Raw genomic sequence first — 19,021 nt, 5'->3', positions numbered from 1 at the left:
CCCGCCCGACCGTCATCTTCATTCCAAAACAGGCACGTTGAGTCCCACGAATCAGTGATGTGACGTCGTTCACCGTGCCCGCTCTTGTCCCAGCCGGAAGGTCGTTCTATCGTCTGGATGTATCGAGTCGATACATCAGCTGGAACACCCCGTACCGAAGGTAGGGGGTACTCGGGACGTCACAGGCGGAAGGGGGCGGGATGAGCAGGCGCTCCGGCGTACTTGAGTTCGCCGTCCTCGGTCTGCTGCGCGAGTCCCCCATGCATGGATACGAGCTGCGGAAGCGGCTGAACACTTCACTTGGAGTGTTCCGAGCGTTCAGCTACGGCAGCCTCTATCCCTGCCTCAAGACGCTGGTCGCCAGCGGCTGGCTGATCGAAGAGCCCGGCAGCGCCCCCGAGGAGGCCCTTGCGGCAACCCTCGCGGGACGGCGGGCGAAGATCGTCTACCGGCTGACGGCGCAGGGCAAGGAGCGCTTCGAGGAACTGCTCTCGCAGACCGGGCCCGACGCCTGGGAGGACGAGCACTTCGGTGTCCGCTTCGCCTTTTTCGGCCAGACCTCGCGCGATGTACGGATGCGGGTGCTGGAAGGGCGGCGCAGCCGTCTGGAAGAGCGGCTTGAGAAGATGCGGGCCGCTCTGGCCCGCACCCGTGAGCGGCTCGACGATTACACGCTTGAGCTGCAGCGGCACGGCTTGGAATCGGTGGAACGCGAAGTCCGCTGGCTGAACGAGCTGATTGAGAGCGAGCGGGCCGGGCGCGACCAGCGCCGTCCCGCCGAACAGGACACTTCAGGAGAAACGGGCGGCCTGCCCCGGCACCGGGGTAGTACCCGGCCGGACCCGTCCGATGACACCGCCATATGAGGCTCTGCACTCCGCAGGGCTTTGTCGAGTACACACAGGGAGCAACCGGAATGGGTTCGGTTCGTGTAGCCATCGTAGGCGTGGGCAACTGCGCTGCCTCGCTGGTTCAGGGCGTCGAGTTCTACAAGGACGCCGACCCGAACAGCCGCGTGCCGGGTCTGATGCACGTGCAGTTCGGCGACTACCACGTGCGTGATGTCGAGTTCGTGGCCGCCTTCGACGTCGACGCCAAGAAGGTCGGCCTCGACCTCTCGGACGCCATCGGCGCCAGCGAGAACAACACCATCAAGATCTGCGACGTGCCGTCGACCGGTATCACCGTCCAGCGCGGCCACACGTACGACGGTCTCGGCAAGTACTACCGCGAGACCATCGACGAGTCGGACGCGGCTCCCGTCGACATCGTCCAGACCCTCAAGGACAGGCAGGTCGACGTTCTCGTCTGCTACCTGCCGGTGGGTTCCGAGGACGCCGCGAAGTTCTACGCGCAGTGCGCCATCGACGCGAAGGTCGCGTTCGTCAACGCTCTGCCGGTCTTCATCGCCGGTACCAAGGAGTGGGCGGACAAGTTCACCGAGGCCGGTGTGCCGATCGTCGGTGACGACATCAAGTCGCAGGTCGGCGCCACGATCACGCACCGCGTGATGGCGAAGCTGTTCGAGGACCGGGGCGTCATCCTGGACCGCACGATGCAGCTGAACGTCGGCGGCAACATGGACTTCAAGAACATGCTGGAGCGCGAGCGCCTGGAGTCCAAGAAGATCTCCAAGACGCAGGCCGTGACCTCGCAGATCCGTGACCGCGAGATGGGCGCCGACAACGTCCACATCGGCCCGTCGGACTACGTGGCCTGGCTGGACGACCGCAAGTGGGCGTACGTCCGCCTTGAGGGCCGCGCGTTCGGCGACGTCCCGCTGAACCTTGAGTACAAGCTTGAGGTGTGGGACTCCCCCAACTCGGCGGGCGTCATCATCGACGCGGTGCGCGCCGCGAAGATCGCCAAGGACCGCGGCATCGGTGGCCCGATCCTCTCGGCCTCCTCGTACTTCATGAAGTCCCCGCCGGTTCAGTACTACGACGACGAGGCTCGCGAGAACGTCGAGAAGTTCATCCAGGGTGACGTGGAGCGCTAACCCCGCTCTTCCTCTCTCTTCGCGCGCGGGCCCCCGGGTAATCCACCCGGGGGCCCGCGCGCTGTGTGAGGCTGTGGGTCATGCCCGTTGTGCGAGGTCTGCGCCTGCTCCTCCGGATCGGCGGCTTCCGTCGCCTCCTCACCGTCCGCCTGCTCTCCCAGGCGGCCGACGGCGTCTTCCAGGTGGCGCTCGCCGCCTACGTCGTCTTCTCCCCGGAAAAACAGACCTCCGCGGCGGCCATCGCCTCTGCCATGGCCGTGCTGCTCCTGCCGTACTCACTGCTCGGGCCGTTCGCCGGCGTCCTGCTGGACCGCTGGCGCCGCCGCCAGGTGCTGCTCTACGGAAACCTGGCACGGGCCGCCCTGGCCGGTGGGACCGCCGCGCTGATCGTCGCGCAGGTCCCCGACTGGCTCTTCTACACCTCCGCCCTCAGCGTGACGGCCGTCAACCGCTTTGTGCTGGCCGGGCTTTCGGCCTCGCTGCCGCGCGTCGTGGACGACGGTCCGCAACTCGTCCTGGCCAACGCCCTCTCCCCGACGGCCGGGACGCTCGCGGCGACCTCGGCCGGTGGGCTCGCTCTCGTCGTCCGGCTGGCCGCTCCCGACGGCGCGGCCTCCGACGCGCTCGTCGTCCTGCTCGGCTCGGCGCTCTACCTCTGCGCGGCTCTCGCCTCCCTGCGGATGGCGCCCGACCTGCTCGGTCCCGACCCCGACCGACTCCAACCCCGCCTGGGAAAAGCGCTGTTGAGCACCGCCCAGGGTCTGTCCGCCGGGCTCAGACACCTCCGGGAACGGCCCACCGCGGCCCGAGCGCTCGCCGCGATGTCGCTCATGCGCTTCTGCTACGGGGCTCTGACGGTGATGGTGCTGATGCTCTGCCGGTACGCGTGGACCGACGACGATTCCGGCGGGCTGGCGCTGCTCGGTCTCGCGGTCGGCGTCTCCGGAGCGGGCTTTTTCGCGGCGGCGGTCTGTACGCCCTGGGCCGTGGGCAGGCTCGGGCGGCTCGGCTGGGTGGCGGCCTGTGCCGCGGCGGCGGCCGTCCTGGAACCCGCCCTCGGGCTGCCCTTCGCGCCGACCCCGATGCTGATCGCGGCCTTCGTGCTGGGCTTCACCACGCAAGGGGCGAAGATCGCCACGGACACCGTCGTCCAGTCAGCCATCAGCGACGCTTTCCGGGGCCGGGTCTTCTCGCTGTACGACGTATTCTTCAACGTCGCCTTCGTGAGCGCCGCGGGGGTGGCCGCCTTGATACTGCCGCCCGATGGTGCGTCGGCGGCCCTGGTGCTGTTCGTCGCCGCGCTCTACGTCGTGTGCGTCGCGCTGGTCGTGTTTCACGTGAAACACGACCGGGGCCCTCGCACCGGGGAGACCGAAAGCGGCGCCGGGGGAACGCCGCCCGGCGACCCGCCGCACGGTGGCGGTCGACGCGGTCCGCTGGGCGCCGTCGGTCAGACGCCTGGGCTTCCGGCACTCTGACGCGTCGCCGCCATGTTTCACGTGAAACGGCCGTCGCCCGGCAAGCCGCCAGGGCTCCGCCGTTTCACGTGAAACACCACCGGCAGCCGTGCGTCAGTCCTGCGCCGCCCACCACTCCTTGAGTGCGGCGATGGCGGCGTCCCGCTCCATCGGCCCGTGCTCCAGCCTCAGTTCCAGCAGGTGCTTGTACGCCTTGCCGATCTGCGGACCTGGACCGACACTGAGGATCTCCATGATCGCGTTGCCGTCGAGGTCCGGCCGGATCGCGTCCAGCCGCTCCTTCTTCTGGAGCTCCGCGATGCGCTGCTCCAGACCGTCGTAGGCGCACGACAGGGCGGTGGCCTTGCGCTTGTTGCGCGTCGTGCAGTCCGAGCGCGTCAGCTTGTGCAGCCGCTCCAGCAGGTGCCCGGAGTCGCGCACGTAGCGCCGGACCGCCGAGTCCGTCCACTCGCCCGTCCCGTAACCGTGGAAGCGCAGGTGCAGCTCCACCAGCCGGGAGACGTCCTTGACCAGTTCGTTGGAGTACTTCAGCTTGGTCATGCGCGACTTGGTCATCTTCGCGCCGACGACCTCGTGGTGATGAAAGGAGACCCGGCCGTCCTGCTCGAAGCGCCGCGTCTTCGGCTTCCCGATGTCGTGCAGCAGGGCCGCGAGCCGCAGCACCAGGTCGGGCCCGTCCTCTTCCAGGTCGATCGCCTGCTCCAGCACGGTGAGGCTGTGCTCGTAGACGTCCTTGTGCCGGTGGTGCTCGTCCCGCTCAAGGCGCAGCGCGGGCAGCTCCGGCAGCACGCGGTCGGCGAGCCCGGAGTCCACGAGGAGCCGCAGGCCCTTGCGGGGGTGCGGCGACAGGATGAGCTTGTTGAGTTCGTCGCGTACGCGCTCGGCGGAGACGATGTCGATGCGGTCGGCCATGGCCTTCATCGCGGCGATGACCTCGGGTGCCACCTCGAAGTCGAGCTGGGCGGCGAAGCGTGCGGCCCGCATCATCCGCAGCGGATCGTCGGAGAAGGACTCCTCGGGGGTGCCCGGGGTGCGCAGCACCCGGGCGGCCAGGTCCTCAAGCCCGTGGTGGGGGTCGATGAACTCCTTCTGCGGGAGGGCGACGGCCATGGCGTTGACGGTGAAGTCACGCCGGACGAGGTCCTCGCCGATGGAGTCGCCGTAGGACACCTCGGGCTTGCGCGAGGTCCGGTCGTAGGCTTCCGACCGATATGTCGTGACCTCGATCTGGAAGTCCTGCATTGCCCCGCTGTCGCCCGGCCCCTGCTTCTGGCAGCCGACCGTGCCGAAGGCGATCCCGACCTCCCAGACCGCGTCCGCCCAGGGCCGGACGATCTTCAGGACCTCTTCGGGGCGGGCGTCCGTGGTGAAGTCGAGGTCGTTGCCGAGGCGGCCAAGCAACGCGTCCCTGACGGAGCCGCCGACCAGGGCGAGAGAGTACCCGGCCTCCTGGAAGCGGCTGGCGAGATCGTCGGCGACGGGGGAGACCCGCAAAAGCTCACTTACCGCCCGGCGCTGAACCTGGCTGAGCTCGTAGGACGACTGCGCGGTCTGGGTGTCATTGTTGGCGTTCGGCACAACAGAAAAGAGTACGTGGCCGATCGCCATGGGGCCTCCTCGTTGTACGGCGGGTGCCACGTGGGACCGGCCACACACTCTGTGACGATCATGTGGAGAGTCCGCAGCACTTCGTCACACCGGATCTCGTTACCATGCGTGGACGCACCATCGACGACCACTGACGACAATGAGGGACGGGCGAGCGCGTGGCCGAGGCGGCAGAGCTCCAGGGGACGACTTCTGCTCCTGCCCGACGGTGGCTACGGCGCGCCGTGACACTGATGGCGGTGGTTCCGCTCCTCGCGGCCTTGCTGCAGGTGTCCGCGCCGCCGGACGCCGAGGCAGCCCCCGCCCCCACGGGGTCGCACACCGTGGACGTATCGATCGACTCCATGACGCCGACCGCCCCGTCGGCCAGTGATGTGCTGACCATCAAGGGCACCGTCACCAACAAGGGCGACTCGGCGATCACCAACGCGTATGTGGCGCTCCGGGTCGGCCCGGTGATGAGCGGCCGCAGCGCGATCGACACGGCCGCCAGCCGCACCGGCTTCTTCCCCGGCGCGGACGGCATCGAGGTCGGCGGCAAGTACCTCAAGAAGGTCCCCAAGCTGCCGCCCCGGGTCAGCCGTGACTTCACCCTCGCCATCCCCGTCAAGCAGCTCGCCCTGACCAGCCAGGGCGTGTACCAGCTCGCGGTCTCCCTCACGGGCCAGTCCACGACGCAGGCCGCGCAGGTCCTGGGCATCCAGCGCACGTTCCTGCCCTGGCAGACCGGCTCGTCCGGCAAGAAGACCCAGCTGACCTATCTGTGGCCGGTCATCTCCTCCACCCACCTCACCGCCCGCACGAAGCCCGACGAGCAGCAGACGCCGGTCTTCCGCAACGACGACCTGGCGAAGGAGCTGGCGCCGGGCGGGCGGCTCCAGCAGCTCGTCGCGCTGGGCAAGGACCTCGACGTCACCTGGGTCATCGATCCCGATCTCCTCGCCGCCGTCGACGCCATGACCAGGAAGTACGAGGTGCAGGACGGGGAGGACACCACGCCCGGCCGGGGCCAGGCCCTCGCCAACCAGTGGCTGGACGCCCTGGAAGAGGCCGTGGACGGCCGCCAAGTGGTGGCGCTGCCGTTCGCCGACCCCGACCTGGCCTCCCTCGCCCACCGCGGCAAGGCCGTGACCGGCAGCCTCAGCCACCTCCAGTCGGCGACCGAGCTGTCCACGAAGACCGTGGAGTCAGTCCTGCGACTGACGCCCCGTACCGACTTCGCCTGGCCCGTCCAGGGAGCCATCGACTCCTCCATCGTCGACGTGGCCACCTCGGCCGGCGCCCATCACGTCATCACCCGCGGCGACAGCCTCCAGGAGACCGGCGGCCTCCCGTACACACCCACCTCGGCCCGGCCGATCGGCGGCGGCACCACCGCCATCGTCGCCGACGCCCGGCTGTCGACGGCCTTCGACGGCGACATGTCCCGTGCGGAGAACGCCACCCTCGCCGTTCAGGAGTTCGTCGCCCAGTCCCTGGTGCTCACACAGCAGACACCGGAGCTCCAGCGCAGCATCGTCGTCACACCGCCCCGCATGCCCACCACCAGCCAGATCCAGGCGATGGCCACCGCGCTCGGCGCTCTGGAGCCCGGGCGCTGGACCGAGCCGCTCGATCTGGGCCGCGCCGCCAAGGCCAAGCCCGACCCGGCGGCCACCCGGCAGGTGCCCAGCGGCCGGTCCTACCCGGCCGCGCTGCGCGAGCACGAACTGCCCACGCGGGCGTTCAGGGAGATCAAGCAGACCCAGGGAGAGTTCGAGAAGTTCCGCTCGGTCCTCTCCGAGGAGGGGCGGGTCGTCACCCCCTTCGGCAACGCGATCATGCGGGACATGTCCACCTCCTGGCGGGGCGACTCCCGTGACGCGACGAATTTCCGCGCGTCCGTGAAGAACCACCTCTCCGACCTCGCCAACCAGGTCCACCTCATCCAGAAGTCACCGGCGACACTCTCCGGGCGCAGCGCGACGATCCCCGTGACGGTCCAGAACGGCCTCGTGCAGGGCGTGGAAGGCCTTGAGCTGGTTCTCACCTCGAAGCAGCCACTGCGTCTGAAGGTCGATGGCCCCAAGGCCATCAAGATCGACGGCGGGCACAGCCAGTCGGTGAAGTTCGACACCTCTGCGCGTGCCAACGGCCGGACCACGATCACCGCCCAGCTCTACACGAAGGACGGCCAGCCCTACGGCGAGGAGATGACCTTCGAGGTGAACGTCACCTCCATCACCTCGACAGTGATACTCGTCATCGCCGGAGGCGTGCTGCTCCTTGTGCTGGCGGGAATCCGCATCTACATCAAGCGCAAGCGTTCCGGCGGCAAATCCGGTGGCGACAGCCCGGACGCACCGGCCGGTCCGCACCCCGACAATGGGCATGACGGCGATGGCGGCACCGGTGACGAGGCCGGATCGCACTCCGGCGAGCCCGTGCAGCCGAGTGACCCGGCCCCTGACACCGGACCGCAAAGCACTGGCCCATCCGGCACAGGTGAGAAAGTGGACCGTTGAGGAATGGTGGGGCCACTCGGCCGCGGACAATGAGGTGGGGTAGCGATGAACGCGCCGTACGACGGTGACCGCGACCGCGACGCGGGCGCGGACCCGGCGGGGCAGGACCCCCCGTACCCGTCCGACGCCGCAGCGCAGGACCCTCAGTACGCCCCCACCTACCACCCGCCGTCCTACCCGCAGGACCCGTACATTCCGGACCCCTACGCGCAGGACGCGTATCAGCAGGGCTTCTACCAGCAGCCATATGTCACGGGCTCTTTTCCCGTCTACACCGACAGCGCGTACCAGCAGGACCCCTACGCGCAGACACCGTATGCCCAGGACCCGTACGTGCAGGACGCCTACGCCCAGTACCCGTATCCGGCGCAGAGCCCGCCCGCACAGGACCCGCTGGGCGACGTGCGGCATCCGCCGCCTCCCGGCTCAGCGGACCCCACTCAGCACATGTACCACCAGCCACCGCCCGAGCAGCAGACGCCCGACCCGCGCGCGTGGGCCCCCACGCCCGCCCCCGAGCCGGACGGCCCCTCGCGCTACCTCCCGTACGGCGACGACAGCGCGCCCACCCAGTACGTGGGTGTCGACGACCTGATCAGCCAGGCGGCGGACGAGCGTCCTGAGCCCGACGCGTTCGCCCACCTCTTCCGCGACCAGCAGCCGTACGACCCGCAGCACCCGCAGCCCCAGTACCCCGGCCCGTACGACCAGTACAACCAGCAGAACCAGGGCTACAACCAGCAGAGCCAGAGCCAGGGCCAGCAGAGCCAGCAGGGCGACTACAGCCAGCAGCAGGGCCAGGCACAGGGCGACTACAGCCAGCAGCCGCAGTACCCGCAGCAGGGCGGGCACTACCAGCAGCAGGCCGACCAGGTCCCCTACGGTCAGCCGACCCAGTACGGCGGCCGCCAGGCCCAGCAGCCGCAGCAGGGTCAGCAGGGTCAGCACCCGCAGCAAGGCCAGCAGCACGGGTACGGCCAGCAGGGCCAGCAGCACGGGCAGCAGGCGCAGTACAGCCAGTACGACCAGCAAGGCCAGCAATACGGCCAGCAGGCTCCGTACGGCCAGCAGGCCCAGCAAGACCAGCGCGCCTACCAGGACCCCCGCTACGGGCAGCAGCAGCGCCCCGACCCGCCGGGGGCCCCCGCCGCGCCCCCGGCGGCAGCCGCAGGAGCGGCCACCGGGGCGGGCCCCGACGCCACGATGATGCTGGGCTCGCCCGCGGCCGCTGCCAAGCGCAGCGCGGGCCGCGCCTCAAGCCTGCTGAAGTCCAGCGCTCTCATGGCCGCCGGCACGATGGTCTCCCGGCTCACCGGCTTCGTCCGGCAGATGATGATCGTCGCCGCGCTCGGTGCCGCCACCCTCGGCGACACCTACGGCATCGCCATGAGCCTCCCGACGATGATCTTCTTCCTCACCGTGGGCGGCGGTCTCAACTCCGTCTTCGTCCCGCAGCTCGTGCGCGCGATGAAGGAGGACGAGGACGGTGGCGTGGCCTACGCCAACCGGCTGCTCACGCTGGTGATGGTCATCCTCGGCGTACTGGTCGCCGTGTCGGTGTTCGCAGCGCCGATGCTCATCAACCTGATGTCACCCGAGATCGCGGGCGACCCGGCGGCCAACGAAGTCGCCGTCACCTTCGCCCGCTACTGCCTGCCCACCATCTTCTTCATGGGCGTGCACGTGGTCATGGGCCAGATCCTCAACGCCCGCGGCAAGTTCGGCGCGATGATGTGGACGCCGGTCCTCAACAACATCGTCATCATCGCCACGCTCGCCATGTTCATCTACGTCTACGGGTCGGCCAGCAAGTCCGAGTTCAGCGTGACGACGCTCCCGGCGGAGGGCATCCAGCTCCTCGGCATCGGCACCCTCCTCGGCCTCACCGTCCAGTCGCTGGCGATGATCCCGTACCTGCGGGAAGCGGACTTCCACTTCAGGCCCCGCTTCGACTGGCGCGGTCACGGCCTCGGCAAGGCCGCGAAGCTCGCCAAGTGGACCGTCCTGTTCGTCCTCGCCAACCAGGCCGGCGTGATCGTCGTCACCCAGCTCTCCACCAGCGCGGGCTCAGCGGCCGCCGACGAGGGATACCCCGGTACCGGATTCCTCGGCTACTCCAGCGCCCAGCTCATCTGGGGCATGCCGCAGGCCATCATCACGGTCTCCGTGATGGCCGCCCTGCTGCCCAGGATCTCCCGGGCCGCCCACGACGGCGACGTCGCCGCTGTCCGGGGTGACATCTCCCAGGGTCTGCGCACCTCCGCCGTCGCGATCGTGCCGATCTCCTTCGCCTTCGTCGCCCTCGGCATCCCCATGTGCACCCTGCTCTTCGGGTCATCAGGCATCGAATCGGCCCGCGCGATGGGCTATATCCTGATGGCCTTCGGGCTCGGCCTCATCCCGTTCTCCGTGCAGTACGTGGTCCTCCGCGGCTTCTACGCCTACGAAGACACCCGCACCCCCTTCTACAACACGGTCATCGTCGCCGCCATCAATGCCGCGGCCTCCGGCCTGTGTTACGTCCTGCTGCCTCCGCGCTGGACCGTGGTCGGCATGGCCGCGTCGTACGGCCTCGCCTACGCGGTCGGTGTAGGCGTCGCCTGGCGGCGGATGCGCAACCGGCTGGGGGGCGACCTCGACGGCCGCCACGTCGTCCGTACATACGCCCGCCTCGTCGGCGCCTGCATCCCCGCCGCCGCCCTCGCGGGAGCCGCGGCCTACGCCATCACCGGCGCGCTGGGCAGCGGATTGTTCGGTTCACTCGCTTCCTTGCTCGGAGGTGGCGTCATCCTTCTCGGAATCTTCTATATCGCCGCGAAACGGATGCGCATTCAGGAACTGACCGCCATGGTCGGAATGGTCCGAGGCCGACTCGGCCGATGACCCGAGCACAACCATCATTCGCCGACGCGTGTCGTGCATAGCGGCGGACTGTGGGCACAATTGACCTGGCGTGGAAATGGCGCAACGGATGGGGAGGCAGGGAACGACGGTGGCGGACCGGAGTACGGCTGCCGTCGACGTGGCCGATAACAGCGGCGAAGAACCGCTTACCGCGAAGGCGGGTAAGGCCACGACCGACGAAGCTAAGGCCCAACAGCAGGCCAGCGAAGACACAGAGGCCGCGCGCCCGTCCGACAAGGACACCGGCGCCGCGGCCGACACAAGCCCCACCGAACTGCACAGCGGTCACAAACTCGCCAGACGGTACCGCCTGGAGGAGTGCGTCACCCGACTGGACGGATTCAGCAGCTGGCGTGCCGTCGACGAGAAACTGCGCCGCGCTGTCGGCGTACACGTCCTGCCGGCCGATCACCCGCGCGCCCGCCCCGTCCTCGCGGCAGCGCGCTCGGCCGCGCTGCTCGGCGACCCCCGGTTCGTCCAAGTCCTCGACGCGGTCGAGGAGAACGATCTCGTCTACGTCGTCCACGAATGGCTCTCGGACGCCACCGAACTCACCACGGTGCTGGCCGCAGGACCGCTCGAACCGCACGACGCCTACCAACTCGTCAGCCAGGTGGCGCAAGCCATGGCCGCCGCTCACCGCGAAGGCCTCGCCCACCTGCGGCTGACCCCCAGCTCTGTCCTGCGTACGGAGTCGGGCCAGTACCGCATCCGCGGCCTCGCCGTCATGGCCGCCCTGCGCGGCATCACCCCCGACCAGCCGCAGCGCACCGATACCGAGGCGATCGGCGCCCTGCTGTACGCGGCACTCACCCAGCGCTGGCCCTACGAGAGCGACGCCCACGGCCTGTCCGGCCTCCCCAAAGGTGTCGGCCTCATCGCGCCCGACCAGGTGCGCGCGGGAGTCCACCGCGGGCTGTCCGAACTCGCGATGCGCGCCCTCGTCAACGACGGCGCGACGGCTTCCCGGCAGGACCCGCCCTGCACCACGCCGGAGGAACTGGCCAAGGCCGTCGCGGCCATGCCGCGCGTCCGCCCGCCGGAGCCCTCCTTCACCGCCACCCCCGCCTACCAGCGGACCACGTACCAGCAGGGTTCCTACGCGCAGCCGCCGAGCCGAGGCGGCACAGGCGCGGGCAGGGTCGCCCCCACGCCCCCTCCGCCGCCGCTGCAAGGCCGCACCGGCAGGGCACTGAAGTGGAGCGTCTCCGCCCTCCTCATCGTCGCCCTGGGACTCGGCAGCTGGCAGCTCGCCGACATCCTCCTCAAGGAAGAGGGCAAGTCAGGCGACTCCGGCAGCTCTCAGAACGGGGACGACGACAAGACCCCCAAGAAGAAGTCCCCCGGCAAGCCCCTCGCGATCTCCGACGCCTATGAGTTCACGCCGCTGGCCGCACCGATGTCCGGGAACCAGGTGAGCGCCACCATCGACAAGCAGCAGGACAGCGCGTGGGTGACCAAGCGCTACCAGGGATACGCCAACTTCGGCAATCTCGGAGAGCGGCGGGACGGCAGCGGCATCGTCGTCGATCTCGGCAGCACCAAGAAGGTCTCGGGCGTCTCCGTCGACTTCTACAAGCCCGGGCAGACCGTGGAACTCCTGGCCGCCGACCCCTCCGCGGACCAGCCCTCCACCCTCGCCGACTTCCCCCACGAGCTCACCAAGCTCAAGAAGACCGACGACAGCCTGTCCAGGACCCTCGACAAGCCCGTCCGGACACGGTACGTACTGATCCACATCACCGAGCTGCCCAGTGATGGTTCCGCGGACGGCTACCGTGGCGGCATCTCGGAAATCAAGGTCACCGGCTGATCCACGCCAGCCAGTACGCAAAGAGAGGGGGGCTCACCGTTGAAAGACGACGCAGTCGGCGACACGAGCGACGGTGAGCTCCTGGCACGTCACGTAGCGGGCGACCCCAGTGCCTTCGGCGAGATCGTACGGCGCCACCGAGATCGCCTCTGGGCGGTCGCGCTGCGCACTCTCGGCGACCGGGAGGAGGCCGCCGACGCCGTTCAGGACGCCCTGGTCTCCGCCTACCGGGCCGCCCACACCTTCCGGGGCCAGTCGGCCGTCACCACCTGGCTGCACCGGATCACCGTCAACGCCTGCCTGGACCGGGCCCGGAAGGCCGCCACCCGCAGGACGACCCCGATCGACGACACCGAGCGGCTGGAACAGCTCCTCGAACCGCAGGAGTCCGCCGCCGTCCCCGCCGAGCGACAGGACCTCCACCGGGAACTCCTCCAGGCGCTGCGCACGCTGCCCGCGGAGCAGCGTGCGGCCCTGGTGCTCGTCGACATGCAGGGATACCCCGTAGCGGAGGCCGCCGACGTCCTGGGGGTCCCCACCGGCACCGTGAAGAGCCGGTGCGCCCGGGGCCGCGCCAGACTCCTGCCCCTGCTGTCACATCTCCACCCTCGGGAAAGGGATAGCGCGGCTTCGACTGGGGGAAGGAACCGGGCGCAGGGGACATCCGTCTCACCGCCGACAGGACCGAACGACGCAGATCCCGTGAAGGGCGGAGGTGGGCGAGCGTGACATCGACGACCGACACGGACGAGCACCCTGAGGTCGCGGAAATCTCCGCACTCACCGAGGGCCTGCTGCCCCCCGACCGCGTGCGCGGCGTCCGCGATCACCTCGCGAGCTGTCCGGTGTGCGAGGACGTCCGCGCATCGCTGGACGAGATCCGCGGGCTGCTGGGCACCCTGCCCGGACCGGCCCGGATGCCCGCCGACATCGCGGGGCGGATCGACGCCGCGCTGGCCGCCGAGGCGCTTCTTGACGCGACCGCGAGCCGCCACGACGACGACCAGCGTGCCGACGGCGCTGTTTCACGTGAAACAGCGCCGGAGCCAGCCGCTGTTTCACGTGAAACGACGCCCCCAGGGGCCGACCGCCCCGCCGGGCGCCCAAGGTCGGCTACCAGTCCCGGCCGCCAGACGCCGGGCCCCCGACGCGGCCGCGGGCGACGCTGGCGGACCGCTCTCCTCAGTACAGCCTGCGCCGCCGCCGTGCTGGGCGCCGGCACCTTCTTCCTCCAGAACAACCCGGGCGATGACCCGCCTCGCGAGGCGGCGACGGCCACCGAATCCACGGGTCCCACGGAAGGCGCTTCGACGCTCACGGCGTCGAGCCTCAAGGGCCGTGTGCAGGGTCTCCTCGCGGACGCGGACCAAGGCAACAAGAGGAAGTCCTTGGCTCCCTCCGGTGACGTCGGCATCCACACTTCGCCCTCTGTGCCCCTGCGCGGCGAGTCCGATTCCGCGCCCTCGTGCGTCACCAAGGGCACCAAGCGCTCCGAGGCACCGCTGGCCACTCGGGAAGAGACCTACGAAGGCAAGGCCGCGTATCTCGTCGTCCTCCCGCACCCGGGCGACGGTTCCAAGGCCGACGCGTTCGTCATCGACGCGGACTGTGTGACCAAGTCCCCCTCGTCGCCTGGCACGGTTCTGCTGAACCGGACCTACCCTCGCGGCTGACGGGGCCGGGCCAACACACGGACCGGGGACCACGAGTACACGGGCGAACGGACACACGCGAGTGACCCCGGGCCTCCCGGGAATGCCCGGCCCGTAGTATCCGTTGGGTGGGATGGCAGCACTTTCCGGGAAAGATCGCCGGTCCGGTTGCCCCCAGTCCGTAGTCGGCAGAGACAAGGAAGACACCCCGTGAGCGACGTCCGCAACGTGATCATTATCGGCTCCGGGCCCGCGGGCTACACGGCCGCGCTCTACACCGCACGCGCCGCGCTGCAGCCGCTGGTCTTCGAGGGCGCCGTGACCGCTGGCGGCGCGCTGATGAACACCACCGACGTGGAGAACTTCCCCGGCTTCCGCGACGGCATCATGGGCCCGGACCTGATGGACAACATGCGCGCCCAGGCCGAGCGGTTCGGCGCCGAGCTGATCCCGGACGACGTGACCGCGGTGGACCTCACCGAGGACATCAAGACCGTCACCGACTCGGCCGGGACCGTCCACCGGGCGAAGACCGTGATCGTCACCACCGGCTCCCAGCACCGCAAGCTCGGTCTCCCCCGCGAGGACGAGCTCTCGGGTCGCGGCATCTCCTGGTGCGCCACCTGCGACGGCTTCTTCTTCAAGGACCACGACATCGCCGTCATCGGCGGTGGCGACACCGCGATGGAAGAGGCCACGTTCCTCTCCCGCTTCGCCAAGTCCGTGACCATCGTCCACCGCCGCGACACCCTCCGCGCCTCCAAGGCCATGCAGGACCGTGCCTTCGCCGACCCCAAGATCTCCTTCATCTGGGACAGCGAGGTCAGCGAGATCCACGGCGACGCCAAGCTGTCCGGTGTGACCCTGCGCAACCTCAAGACGGGGGAGTCCTCGCAGCTGCCGGTGACCGGTCTGTTCATCGCGATCGGCCACGACCCGCGCACGGAACTGTTCAAGGGCCAGCTCGACCTCGACGACGATGGCTACCTCACCGTCGACGCCCCCACCACCCGCACCAACTTGCCCGGCGTCTTCGCCGCGGGAGACGTCGTCGACCACACCTACCGCCAGGCGATCACCGCCGCCGGCACCGGCTGCTCCGCCGCACTCGACGCCGAGCGCTACCTCGCCGGCCGCTCGGACGATGAGCCGCCCGCCGTCGCCGTCTGAAGCCCCGCTCTTTACCCCGCACCAACGAATCGAGGAAACCGCCGTGGCCGGCAACCTGAAGACTGTGACTGACGCTTCCTTCGAAGAAGACGTCATCAAGAACGACAAGCCCGTACTCGTGGACTTCTGGGCCGCGTGGTGCGGCCCGTGCCGCCAGATCGCCCCTTCCCTGGAGGCGATCGCGGCCGAGCACGGCGACAAGATCGAGATCGTCAAGCTCAACATCGACGAGAACCCGGCCGTGGCCGCCAAGTACGGCGTCATGTCCATCCCGACCATGAGCGTCTACCAGGGCGGCGAGGTCGTGAAGACCATCGTCGGCGCCAAGCCGAAGGCGGCCATCGAGCGCGACCTGGCCGACTTCCTCGCCTGACCCACCGCGTCAGCGCCACGTTTCACGTGAAACGGGCCCGCCCCCTTGGGGGCGGGCCCGTTTCCGTGCGTGGGCGGGGGCTACAACGGGCGCAGCACCGGCTCTTTCTGTACGGCGCCGAGCAGCCGGTCCAGCGCCAGCTCCACATCCTCTTTCCAGGTGAGCGTGGTCCGCAGCTCAAGGCGGAGCCGAGGGTAGCGCGGATGCTGCCGCACCGTCTTGAAGCCCACAGCCAGCAGATGGTCCGCGGGCAGCACACACGCGGGCTCCTTCCACCGCGTGTCACCGAACGCCTCAATGGCCTTGACTCCACGGCGGATCAGATCCTTGGCGACCGCCTGCACCATGACGCGCCCCAGCCCTTGCCCCTGGTAGCCGGGCATGAGCCAGGAGGTCATCAGCTGCACGGCGTCCGCGCCCACCGGGCTGGTGGGAAAGGCCGTCGAACGCGGCACGTACGCCGGAGGCGCGTAGAGGACGAAGCCCACCGGGACGTCGTCGACGTAGACGACCCGGCCGCAGGAGCCCCACTCCAGCAGGACAGCCGAGATCCAGGCTTCCTTCTCGACCTCCGGCCGCCCGGCCTTTACCGCGGCCTCGCCGCTGACCGGGTCGAGCTCCCAAAAGACACAGGCGCGACAGCGCTTGGGGATGTCGGGAAGGTTGTCCAGTGTGAGCGGTACGAGCCGACGCCCCATGTAGTCAGTACCTCGCTTCCCTCAGCGGCCGCGACGCGAGCGGCCGACAATGCGCCGCGCTCCCTGGCGAGGCTGCCCACGAAACCGCCTACAGCCCCCAGCCCGAGCCCCGCAGCCATCCAACCGATGCGGCTCACTCTTCGCATGGGCCTCCCTCTCCGAGTGGACGCTCCATACCCTTACGCATCGTATCCGCGAGGCGATTTCTCCGATACCGCCGCACACAGAACAAAAAGCGGGCCGCGTTCCCGCCAGGGGAACACGACCCGCTCCGGTGGAAGGCCGACTACTCGGGGCTCTCGCCCTCGCCCGCTTCCGCCGCCTCTTCCTCGGTGAGCTTCTGTTCCAGGACCCGGCCCTCGCCGGGAGCGAGGGTGCCCAGGATGCGGTCCAGGTCGTCTATCGACGCGAACTCGACAACGATTTTGCCCTTCTTCTGGCCCAGGTCGACCTTCACCCGCGTCTCGAAGCGGTCGGAGAGCCGTGAGGCGAGGTCCGTCAGCGCGGGCGATACGCGGGTCCCCGCCCGCGGCCCCCTGGCCTTCGCCGAGCTGCTCGGCCGCGACCCCATCAGGGTCACGATCTCCTCCACCGCACGAACCGACAGCCCCTCGGCGACGATGCGATGCGCCAGCCGGTCCTGCTCCTCCGAGTCATCGACGGACAGCAGAGCACGGGCATGTCCCGCCGACAGCACCCCGGCGGCGACCCGCCGCTGCACCGAGTGCGACAGCCGCAGCAGCCGCAGCGTGTTGGTGACCTGAGAACGCGACCGTCCGATCCGCCCCGCCAGCTCGTCGTGCGTGCAGTCGAAGTCCTTGAGCAACTGGTCGTACGCCGCCGCCTCTTCGAGCGGGTTCAGCTGCGCGCGATGCAGGTTCTCCAGGAGCGCGTCCAGGAGCAGCTTCTCGTCGTCCGTCGCCCGGATGATCGCCGGGATCTTCTCCAGGCCCGCCTCCCGGCAAGCCCGCCAGCGCCGCTCGCCCATGATGAGCTCATAGCGCTCCGGGCCCAACTGCCGTACGACAACGGGCTGGAGGAGGCCGACCTCCTGGATGGAGGTGACCAGCTCAGCGAGGGCGTCTTCGTCGAAGACCTCGCGGGGCTGCCGGGGGTTGGGTGTGATGAAGTCCAGTGGCACCTCGGCGAAGTGCGCGCCCACCACCGCATCGGGCTCGACGGCAGGCGTCGGCTCCTCGGGCTGGGCGGCGTCTGTTTCACGTGAAACGCCGTCGTCCTGCGGAGTGTCGTTCTCCGACGAGCGCCCGCTTTGGGGGAGCGTGGCCACCGCGGCCGCCGCGACCCCCCGGTCCGGGGAGAGCACCGGCACCGCCGACGGCGACGTCGCCCCGACGCTCACCGAGGGCGTGGAAGTCTCCGCTCCCTTGGGAGCGGGAGGAATCAGCGCACCGAGCCCCCGGCCCAGTCCTCTACGTCGCTCGCTCACTACAGCCCCTCCGACATGTTGTGCTGGCCTTGCTGATGGTTCTCGACCGCTGCGTGGGCGTGCTTCCCGTCGTAGAAGACGCCGACCCCACGGAAGGCGATCTCACGGGCGGCCTCAAGATAGGACAGTGACCCGCTGGAGCCAGGGTCGTAGGTGAGGACCGTCTGCCCGTAGCTCGGCGCCTCCGAGATCCGCACCGAACGCGGGATGCTCGTCCTCAGCACCTCGTTACCGAAGTGGCTCCGGACCTCGTCGGCCACCTGAGAGGCCAGCCGGGTCCGGCCGTCGTACATCGTCAGCAAAATCGTCGAGACGTGCAGCTTGCGGTTCAGATGTCCCCGCACGAGTTCCACGTTCCGCAACAGCTGACCCAGCCCCTCCAGGGCGTAGTACTCACACTGGATCGGGATCAGCACCTCCGCGCCCGCCACCAGAGCGTTGACCGTCAGCAAGCCGAGCGAGGGCGGGCAGTCGATGAGGATGTAATCCAGCGGCTGCTCGTACGCCTGAATGGCACGCTCCAGCCTGGTCTCCCGGGCAACCAACGACACGAGTTCGATCTCGGCCCCCGCCAGGTCGATCGTGGCGGGCGCGCAGAACAGCCCTTCCACGTCCGGCACCGGCTGCACGACATCGGACAGGGGTCTGCTGTCGACCAGGACGTCGTAGATCGACGGCACCTCGGCGTGGTGATCGATCCCCAGCGCCGTCGAGGCATTGCCCTGCGGGTCCAGATCGACCACGAGCACCCGCGCGCCATGCAGCGCGAGAGAAGCCGCCAGGTTCACGGTCGTGGTCGTCTTGCCCACGCCGCCCTTCTGGTTGGCGACGACCATGACTCTGGTCTGCTCCGGGCGTGGCAGGCCCTCGCCCGCCCGGCCGAGCGCCGCCACGGCGACCTGCGCCGCACGGCCGATGGGAGCGGACACATCCCGCTCGAAGGTAGGGGAAGCGTCCATCGGAGGCGGCGTTTCACGTGAAACATCCTCCCCCGTGGCTGGAGGTTCCCCGGGCGCCCCCGGGGAGGGCTCAGCGGTACGGGGACCGGGGACCGGGTCGGTCATCGGCCCCGCGATGTTGGCGTCGGACCGCAAGGATTCACTCTCCTCGACATCAGGCTCGCAATGAACAGAGCCTGCCATGCTTTCGGGGTTGTGAACCAGCGAGGCCCGTTCTCCTGTGGATGAATCAGCGTTCATCCGGGGTCGGCGGTCGCGCGGCGCGGCAGCCGCACGGCCGCGGCTGATGATTCCATGCAGCAAAGAGCGGCGTTTCACGTGAAACACGATGCACGGACGCACACGCTAGGTGGTCACGACACTCCGGTATGGGTACGTTTGCCAGCTTGTATGGAGCATTGCCGGCCTCACCGGTC

The 19,021-nt window shown here is 69.1% G+C and carries 14 protein-coding genes; 10 read left to right on the top strand and 4 right to left on the bottom strand.

What is annotated here, in order from left to right; translation table 11 throughout:
- Nucleotides 1-200 precede the first annotated feature (200 nt).
- The 3 genes from AC5P1B_RS08645 to AC5P1B_RS08635 all read left to right on the top strand — a co-directional run bounded on the left by AC5P1B_RS08645 (nucleotide 201) and on the right by AC5P1B_RS08635 (nucleotide 3,477).
- Nucleotides 201-866 (top strand): PadR family transcriptional regulator, encoded by a 666-nt coding sequence (locus AC5P1B_RS08645; RefSeq protein WP_493885995.1) that lies wholly within the window; start codon nucleotides 201-203, stop codon nucleotides 864-866.
- A 50-nt stretch (nucleotides 867-916) separates the two neighbouring features.
- Nucleotides 917-1,999 carry an inositol-3-phosphate synthase gene (locus AC5P1B_RS08640; RefSeq protein WP_493885994.1) on the top strand — a complete coding sequence of 361 codons (1,083 nt, stop codon included), beginning with the start codon at nucleotides 917-919 and terminating at the stop codon, nucleotides 1,997-1,999.
- Between the two features lie 80 nt (nucleotides 2,000-2,079).
- The gene (locus AC5P1B_RS08635; RefSeq protein WP_493885993.1) at nucleotides 2,080-3,477 is read left to right on the top strand and encodes an MFS transporter; all 1,398 of its coding nucleotides are present in this window, start codon (nucleotides 2,080-2,082) and stop codon (nucleotides 3,475-3,477) included.
- Nucleotides 3,478-3,570: 93 nt separating this feature from the next.
- Here AC5P1B_RS08635 and AC5P1B_RS08630 read toward each other — a convergent pair whose 3' ends face one another.
- Complete coding sequence (locus AC5P1B_RS08630) at nucleotides 3,571-5,055, bottom strand: CCA tRNA nucleotidyltransferase (RefSeq protein ID WP_493886190.1); 1,485 nt, start codon at nucleotides 5,053-5,055, stop codon at nucleotides 3,571-3,573.
- A gap of 188 nt (nucleotides 5,056-5,243) precedes the next feature.
- Here AC5P1B_RS08630 and AC5P1B_RS08625 point away from each other — a divergent pair, with 188 nt between their 5' ends.
- The 7 genes from AC5P1B_RS08625 to trxA all read left to right on the top strand — a co-directional run bounded on the left by AC5P1B_RS08625 (nucleotide 5,244) and on the right by trxA (nucleotide 15,501).
- On the top strand, nucleotides 5,244-7,589 hold the full coding sequence (locus tag AC5P1B_RS08625) for a DUF6049 family protein (RefSeq protein WP_493885992.1): 2,346 nt from the start codon (nucleotides 5,244-5,246) through the stop codon (nucleotides 7,587-7,589).
- A 45-nt stretch (nucleotides 7,590-7,634) separates the two neighbouring features.
- On the top strand, nucleotides 7,635-10,472 hold the full coding sequence (gene murJ, locus AC5P1B_RS08620) for a murein biosynthesis integral membrane protein MurJ (protein ID WP_493885991.1): 2,838 nt from the start codon (nucleotides 7,635-7,637) through the stop codon (nucleotides 10,470-10,472).
- A 109-nt stretch (nucleotides 10,473-10,581) separates the two neighbouring features.
- Complete coding sequence (locus tag AC5P1B_RS08615; protein WP_493885990.1) at nucleotides 10,582-12,306, top strand: protein kinase family protein; 1,725 nt, start codon at nucleotides 10,582-10,584, stop codon at nucleotides 12,304-12,306.
- 39 nt (nucleotides 12,307-12,345) lie between these two features.
- Complete coding sequence (gene sigM, locus AC5P1B_RS08610) at nucleotides 12,346-13,035, top strand: RNA polymerase sigma factor SigM (protein WP_493885989.1); 690 nt, start codon at nucleotides 12,346-12,348, stop codon at nucleotides 13,033-13,035.
- Nucleotides 13,032-13,979, top strand: coding sequence for an RsmA family anti-sigma factor (locus AC5P1B_RS08605; protein WP_493885988.1), 948 nt, complete (start codon nucleotides 13,032-13,034; stop codon nucleotides 13,977-13,979). The genes sigM and AC5P1B_RS08605 overlap by 4 nt, the downstream gene beginning before the upstream one ends.
- A 189-nt stretch (nucleotides 13,980-14,168) precedes the next feature.
- Nucleotides 14,169-15,128: a thioredoxin-disulfide reductase gene (gene trxB / locus AC5P1B_RS08600; protein ID WP_493885987.1), complete on the top strand. Its 960-nt coding sequence runs from the start codon at nucleotides 14,169-14,171 to the stop codon at nucleotides 15,126-15,128.
- Nucleotides 15,129-15,171: 43 nt separating this feature from the next.
- The gene (gene trxA / locus AC5P1B_RS08595) at nucleotides 15,172-15,501 is read left to right on the top strand and encodes a thioredoxin (RefSeq protein WP_493885986.1); all 330 of its coding nucleotides are present in this window, start codon (nucleotides 15,172-15,174) and stop codon (nucleotides 15,499-15,501) included.
- Nucleotides 15,502-15,581: 80 nt separating this feature from the next.
- Here trxA and AC5P1B_RS08590 read toward each other — a convergent pair whose 3' ends face one another.
- The 3 genes from AC5P1B_RS08590 to AC5P1B_RS08580 form a co-directional block, all read right to left on the bottom strand.
- Nucleotides 15,582-16,199 (bottom strand): GNAT family N-acetyltransferase, encoded by a 618-nt coding sequence (locus AC5P1B_RS08590; RefSeq protein WP_493885985.1) that lies wholly within the window; start codon nucleotides 16,197-16,199, stop codon nucleotides 15,582-15,584.
- A 286-nt stretch (nucleotides 16,200-16,485) separates the two neighbouring features.
- Nucleotides 16,486-17,646: a ParB/RepB/Spo0J family partition protein gene (locus tag AC5P1B_RS08585; RefSeq protein ID WP_493885984.1), complete on the bottom strand. Its 1,161-nt coding sequence runs from the start codon at nucleotides 17,644-17,646 to the stop codon at nucleotides 16,486-16,488.
- A complete protein-coding gene (locus AC5P1B_RS08580) occupies nucleotides 17,646-18,788 on the bottom strand; it encodes a ParA family protein (protein ID WP_493885983.1) in 1,143 nt (380 codons plus the stop codon). Before AC5P1B_RS08580 ends, AC5P1B_RS08585 begins: the two co-directional genes overlap by 1 nt.
- Nucleotides 18,789-19,021: the final 233 nt, after the last annotated feature.

This window comes from Streptomyces sp. A01, from assembly GCF_059026195.1.
Note: the sequence above shows the minus strand (reverse complement) of the source record. Positions and strands in the feature narration are given on the sequence as shown.

Coding starts and splice junctions, on each gene's coding strand:
- AC5P1B_RS08640 (WP_493885994.1), top strand. CDS start 917: ATGGGTTCGGTTCGTGTAGCCATCGTAGGCGTGGGCAACTGCGCTGCC.
- AC5P1B_RS08645 (WP_493885995.1), top strand. CDS start 201: ATGAGCAGGCGCTCCGGCGTACTTGAGTTCGCCGTCCTCGGTCTGCTG.
- AC5P1B_RS08635 (WP_493885993.1), top strand. CDS start 2,080: ATGCCCGTTGTGCGAGGTCTGCGCCTGCTCCTCCGGATCGGCGGCTTC.
- AC5P1B_RS08580 (WP_493885983.1), bottom strand. CDS start 18,788: ATGGCAGGCTCTGTTCATTGCGAGCCTGATGTCGAGGAGAGTGAATCC.
- AC5P1B_RS08590 (WP_493885985.1), bottom strand. CDS start 16,199: ATGGGGCGTCGGCTCGTACCGCTCACACTGGACAACCTTCCCGACATC.
- murJ (WP_493885991.1), top strand. CDS start 7,635: ATGAACGCGCCGTACGACGGTGACCGCGACCGCGACGCGGGCGCGGAC.